Annotated in this window: 4 protein-coding genes; 2 read left to right on the top strand and 2 right to left on the bottom strand. The window is 65.4% G+C overall.

The window, feature by feature from the left end; all coding sequences use genetic code 11:
- Positions 1 to 323: 323 nt before the first annotated feature.
- Positions 324 to 1,313, bottom strand: coding sequence for a tetratricopeptide repeat protein (locus JNW87_RS11960; protein WP_109803499.1), 990 nt, complete (start codon positions 1,311 to 1,313; stop codon positions 324 to 326).
- A gap of 226 nt (positions 1,314 to 1,539) precedes the next feature.
- Complete coding sequence (locus tag JNW87_RS11955; protein ID WP_109803500.1) at positions 1,540 to 2,928, bottom strand: IS1380 family transposase; 1,389 nt, start codon at positions 2,926 to 2,928, stop codon at positions 1,540 to 1,542.
- A gap of 570 nt (positions 2,929 to 3,498) precedes the next feature.
- On the opposite strand from JNW87_RS11955, the gene JNW87_RS11950 reads away from it, so the two are divergent.
- Positions 3,499 to 4,680 carry a TerB family tellurite resistance protein gene (locus JNW87_RS11950; protein WP_109803501.1) on the top strand — a complete coding sequence of 394 codons (1,182 nt, stop codon included), beginning with the start codon at positions 3,499 to 3,501 and terminating at the stop codon, positions 4,678 to 4,680.
- Positions 4,670 to 6,115, top strand: a complete 1,446-nt coding sequence (locus JNW87_RS11945; protein WP_109803502.1) for a hypothetical protein — start codon at positions 4,670 to 4,672, stop codon at positions 6,113 to 6,115. Before JNW87_RS11950 ends, JNW87_RS11945 begins: the two co-directional genes overlap by 11 nt.
- The last annotated feature ends 285 nt before the right edge of the window (positions 6,116 to 6,400 follow it).

Genomic DNA, 6,400 nt, shown 5'->3' with positions numbered 1-6,400 from the left:
CGTGATCAAAACGGTCAGGACCATCGGCGTCATCCCGCCACGCCGCAGACCCCCGGATACCCACCCAACACCATGATCAACTTAGGCTACGCGGCATTGGTCCTTGTCCCAGTCGCTCATCGGCAGCAGTCGCAGCACCGCGAACGCATTCGTCACGCCCAGGTACGCCAGTCGCAGCAGCACGGCAGTCCATCATGCCGCATCGATCACCAGCTACGCCCGGGCTCAGCGCCCAGCAACCGGGCCAACGTCTCCGACACCCACACACCGGTCCTCAACAGGGCGGATGGAGTTTTCGGCAGGGGCAGGGTCAGGACGACGGATCAGATAAGGCCCGGCCCAAGAAATCGTGAGCGCAGTTTTTCAGCCTCATCGTGCCGACCGAGTCGACGAAGGATGCCTACTAGCATGCTCTGTGCGGCGCCGGTACGGTAGCCGGCGAGCCCGTCGACGATACAGAGGACTCTGAAGGTGTCCCAATAGAGAGACACGGCCTCGTCGTGGTGGCCTAGCTCCAGCAAATCACCGGCGAGGAACCAGGCGTTGTCGAGGGTTTCGACGTGGCGGTCGCCGTGGATTCGGCGCCAGCTTGCGAGGGCTTCCTCGTGCAGCGCCCGGGCTCGCTCGTACAGGCCGAGTGTGAAGTAGTCGTTCGCCAGGTTGGTCAAGATGGTCAGACTGCTCGGGTGGTCGTCGCCAAGAGTGCGCTGGAAGCGGGGGAGACTGTCCTCGTCGAGGAACCGTGCCTTCTCGTAATACCCCAGTTTGTAAAGGTCGATCGCGAGGTAGCCGGCAGATCGCACAGTATCGAGATGATCTGCGCCGCGAAAACGGCGTAGCCGGGCGAGGCTGTCGTCGTCCAGTACGCGTAGCTCAAGGTCTCGATGTATGTCGGCGAGTAGGGTGGCCGCGTCGATCGCGACCAAGTCGTCGCGTCCGTGTCGTTTGACCCAGGCGCCGTGTAGCTCGCGCACCAGGTCGAGATTGGCCTCGGACCGGCCTCCAAATAGCGCGCGGATGGCGTCGAGAGTCATCCGGCGCAAACCGTCGTCGTCGGTTGTGGCCGGTTCGCACGCGAGGATGTGCGGTAGCAGTTCGGCCCAGCGCCGGTGATTTCGGGGTTCGGGCCGGGCAGCGACCAGGAGTTCGGCGACGGCGGTGCGGTGCGCATGGCTGCGCGGATCCGTGTCGCGCAGGATGGCGCACAACGTGTCGTGCAGCCGGTTGAGCATGCCGTCGCGGCCGGTGAACGCCGGGTTGCGGCGGGCCAGATTCCACACCGGCGGCAGCACGCCCGGGAACCGCGGCTGCACCGGCAGGACCTGCCCGGGCGGCGGAAATGGAGGCGGCTCAGCCGGCTTAGCCTTGATCCACCGACGCGGTTGGCGGCGATCACTGGTTGATCATTTTCGATATAGGGGTGAGTCGGCGGGTGTGTGGGAGCCGCCGATCGTTGGTCGGCTTGCTCCGGTCGTGTTTGTGCGATGAATGGGGATTGTGGCCTGTGGTCGGGCCGCCCGGTTCTGCTGGTGGGTGTGGTCAGCCGGGTGCGGTTTGGACGGCGGTGAACAGGTTGTCGAACGCTGCTTGCCAGGGCCAGTGGTCGGGTAGGTGCAGGTGGATGGTGCGGGCCCGGTGCGCGAGGCGGGCCGCGACGTTGATGATCCGGGTGCGGATCGTGGCGGGCCGGGCGGTGGCGTGGGCGCCTGCGGCCAGGTGCCCGGCGGTGCGGGTGAGGTTGTAGGCGATCGCGGCGCAGGTCAGCCAGGCGTCGTTGGCGCTGAATCGGCCGGAGGGCAGGTGGGCGAGCGGACCGGCGATCAGGTCGGCGTTGACCTGTTCGATGATCGCGTGTGCGCGGTGCTGGGCTTCGGCCTGCACGAGCGTGAACGGGCTGTCGGTGAACACGGCGTGATACCGGTAGGTCGGCAGCAGTTCGTCTTGGCCGGGGATCTGTGCCGGGTCGTCGCGGCGGATGCGGCGCACGATCAGCCGGGCGGTCACCTGGTGCCGGGTGCCGGCGAACGCGGTGTATGTGGTTTCGGCGATCTGCGCGTCGGAGATCCACCGCCCGGTGTCTTCGTCCCAGACGGCCTGCGGGTACTTGATGTCGACCCATTGGTCGTCGGTGATGCTGTCGCATGCGGCGCGGATCTTCGCGTCGATGCGGCAGGTGACCGAGAACCTGACGTTGCGGCGCCGGCACGTGGTGATCACGGCCTTGGCGTAGAACGCCGAGTCGGCCCGGACCACGATCTCCCCGGACGCGCCGCACGATCGGGCGGTGGTGATCGCTTCGGCGATCATGCTCGCCGCGCCGCGGGCCGAGCCGGCGTTACCCGAACGTAGCCTGGTCGCGGCGATCACCGGCGCCGACAGCGGTGTGGACAGCGTGGCGACCAGGGGGTTGTAGCCGCGTAGGTAGACGTTGTAGCCGCCGACCTTGGTGTGGCCGAACCCGATGCCCTGCTTCTGCTTGCCGTAGACACGGCGCAGCATCGAGTCGATGTCCACAAAGGTCAGCACGTCGGCGCCGGCAAGGATCGGTGCCCGGCTGGCCAGGCCGATCAGGGTGTCACGGGCGGCGGCCTGCAGCTGCCGTACGTGTCCGTGGGTGAACGTGCGCAGGAAGGCCCCGAGCGTCGACGGCGCGTACACACCGGTGAACAGCGAGCGCATGCCACCGTGCCGGGCGATGTCGAGGTCGTCGATGCTGTCCGCGCCGGCGAGCATCCCGGCCACGATCGTGGCGACCTTCCCGGCAGGGTTGGCGCCCTTGTCCGTCGGTAGCCGCACCCGGTCGGTGACCGCGTCGTGCAGCCGGGCCTGCTGAGCCAGACGCATCACCGGAACGAGGCCGGCACACGACACTAGATTCGGATCATCGAACGAGGCGCGCACCACCGGCGCGTCATGGCGTAATCTCACCTGCGAGGTGCCCTCTCGAGCGATAGAAGCGTGAGAACTCCTATCCTTCCAGCTCAGAGGGCACTTTCTATCTCCGGGGTCCCGCCGACCCGACATTCATCGGTGGATCGAGGCTGAGTGCCGGGCGTACGGAGAGCGCCCGCAGGCTCGCGGCGAAGGGGGTAGTGCTCATAGACCCAGTAGAGCGGCGCGGCGAGATCGTGTGGCCCCGCTAGTCAACGGGCGTCCTGCGGCCTGGTCCTGATCTGCCTATCGGCGTGGGAGACCTCGCGACAGCCGTCGGCCTCAACCTCTGCCCAGAAAAACCCCAATCTCGGATCAGCATCTGTGGATGCCGAGGGCGCTTCTCGGTGGTCAGATCGACCTTGTAACCGTGGCGCGATGGCACCTGCTACGACGCAGCGGTCCGACGATCCAGGCTCAAGGGGTGACACCCCATCCGCCCAGAGCCTCACCGACCCGCACCCAGCGACGCTGGCAACCGGACGGCTACGACTACGGGTCGCCGGGAGGATGTCGCCTTGTCGGTGGCTACAGATAGCCTCGCGCCAAAGACGTGAAAGGGATGCGATGGACCTTCGTGCAGTTGGGCTTGGACGGCTGAAGGGCGTTGCTGACGCCGCTGGACGGATGGTTGCCGACAGCACGAGCGCCGCGTGGCAGCGTGTCGCTGATGCTGCTGGCGATGCCCAGGAGATTGTGAAGCAGTCCGCCGAGCAGGTGCAGGCGAAGGTCGAAGATGTGAAGGACGGCCTGTCGGCGTGGTCGTCCCGCAATCCCGCTAATTTCGGCGACTTGTCCGCGCTCAGCGTTGACGGGAAGTTGCTCTATTGCCGGGTGTTGGTGAGCTTGGCGCTGGTCGACGGCCTCCTCGATCCTCGGGAGATCGCGAATCTGTACTTGTTCGCATCGACGATTGGTCTCGACGGCGAGGCGCGCGCGGAGTTGCGCAGGGAAATCACTGGGGCGCAACGGGATGCAGCGAGCGACGCAGGGGTGCCCGACGCCACGGTGGAGCTGTCCAGGGAATTGCACGACCTCCTCGAGGAGGATCAGCGCGAGCCGGTGTTCACGGTGCTGGTGCGCGATCTGGTGCGGATTTCGCGTGCTGACAGGCATGCTGCGGACGCCGAGCGTGAGCGAATCGTGCTGGTCGCAGGACTCGTGTTCGCCGAGTCAGCTGACAAGGTCGTGGAGGCGACCGAACGGTTCGTGATTACGGAAGAGGACTTCGCTTCCGGCAAGATCACGACCAGCCAGTTGGAGACCACCACCAAGGACATTGCTGCCAAGGCGGCTGCGTTCGGTGCCCCGATCGCCGCGATCAGTCTTGCTGGCAGCGTCTCCGGTCTCAGCGGGGCGGGAATCACCTCGGGTTTGGCGGCCTTGGGGTTCGGCGGCTTGCTGGGCTTGAGCGCGATGGCCACCGGGATCGGCACCGTGGTGATTCTCGGGGTCGCGGTCCATCAGGGGGCGCGTTGGGTGCTGGCCACCAACGAGCGTGAACGAGAGAATCGGCGGGAGCATCTGATTCAGCAAGTCATCAAGAATCACCAGCAGGCGATGGCCGAGCTCACCGACGACATCGCGGGGCTCGGTCACCGGATGGAGGCCTACCTCACCCAGACCACGAGGAACGAGGAGCGACTCGCCACGCTCAGGGATGAGTTGGCCGCCTTTCAGCTGGCCCTGGTGAATCTGCAGAACAGTCAGGAGGCCTTCGAACGGCGGGAGCCGCTCAGTGTCGGGTGACCAGCTTTCGGCTGCTGCCGCGGTCCTGGCTTACCAGGCCGTCACGCTGACCGAACTGCGGGGCCTGTTCGACCAGGTGGAATTCGACCTCAAGGATGTCCTCGAACGCGAACTTCGCGTCACCGACACCTTGGACTCGGTCGAGTCCGAGTTCGACGCGGTGCGCGCCCGTCTCCAAGCAATGGGCGTCCTCGTACCAGCTCAAGAGTCCCAGTCGAGCGCAGTGGCCACCGTGAGTGTCGAGACATCGAGCTACCGCCGTTACGCCGTGCCCATCGTCCCGACTGATGGCGACTTCGATCAACTCGTCAGGCTTGCCGAAGCCCGGTTGGATCTGTTGGGTATCGATCTGACCCGGGACCCGCTTCAGCAGGTTCTTCCCGCCGGCCAGATAGCTCGCAGCCTGCGCAGCTACGCCGAGGAACATGGCGACGTCAGCTGGGACGAGACCGACTGGACGGTCGTCCTGGTTGCCGGAGTCCTCGCGACCCTCCTTGACGTCATCCTCGTCCGCATCCCCCAGGATTCCACCTTCCTAGGCAAAAAGCAGACGGGATCGCCCCTCACCAAGTGGCTCCAGGACAAGGATCGGGCTCAAGACATCCATGCCCGATTCTTCAAGAGGTTCGAGAAGCTGGCCAAAGTGCCCTTTGACGCCTCCACCACGTGGGCCACCGGGGGCCTGGTCAGCGGCATGTCGCCGGATACCCATCGGCTCCAGAGCCTCGGCCACGATCCGGCCCTGGGTTTCCTCTTCGGCGTGGCAGATCTCATGCACGGCACCGGCACCTACATCGACAAGGCAGGGCAACTGGTCCAGGTCGCCACCGACTACGACCCGGTCGACCTGATCACCGCGCTCATCACCCAGGTGCGCCATCTGCTCTCGGACGTCTACACTCCTGCCGGCCTGCAGCCCCCGTTCTTCAGCCTGCTTCAGCTCGGACAGGTTGGTTCCCCGTTCGCATTGGACCCCTCCGGTGTCAAGGTGCCCTGGACCGAGGTCGCCCGCTACATGTATATGAACGGCTACGACCTGCGCCATTTCTTCACGATGGGCATCCCTCCTGGCGTCGTGTCCGCGATCATCCGCGGGTACTGGCTTCTCAAGAGCTATGCCACCGGTGGTACGGCAGCGCAACGGAAGCTGGAGCATGCCAAACTCACCTCCATGCTGCTGCTCGGGCACTCCATCGCCACCTCAGGCACGCTTCTCAAGACCGGGCTGGTGTTTGGCATGAACCCGGCCGCCCTCAACTACAACCAGATTCTGGCCATGGGGCCCGCCACCATCGCCTGGTTCAAAGAAGCCGTTGCCCGCGACCATCGAATAAATGAAGCCCTGGAGAAGGAATGGGAATTGCTCCTCGCCGAATCGGAGGGGCAATCGTGGCCAGCGAGCCGAGCCACGAGCCTGGGCAGACTGTCGATCTGACTGTCTTTACATCGGCTTTCATCTAGGGAATCCCGCGCAGGTCCAGGCGGCCGGGATTCCTCGTCTTCGACCGATTGCTTATAGCGAAAGTCGTTACGAGGGCTGGGAGGAGGTTGCGTCCCTTTCCGAGGCGGCGAGAAGTTCCTCCGAGACGACTTCGACTACGGCAACGACTGATCGTTTCGCCCGCCCCAGGCGATTCCCGCTGCCCGATGGCCCATCTGCGCTATCACCTCGACAGCCATCGGGCGGTCGGGCGGGCCACGGGACCGTGGCGCGGTATCC

Source organism: Micromonospora sp. ATA51, from assembly GCF_016802855.1.
Lineage (GTDB): Bacteria > Actinomycetota > Actinomycetes > Mycobacteriales > Micromonosporaceae > Micromonospora > Micromonospora sicca.
The sequence above is the reverse complement of the archived record's forward strand: the minus strand, read 5'-3'. Positions and strand labels throughout refer to the sequence as shown.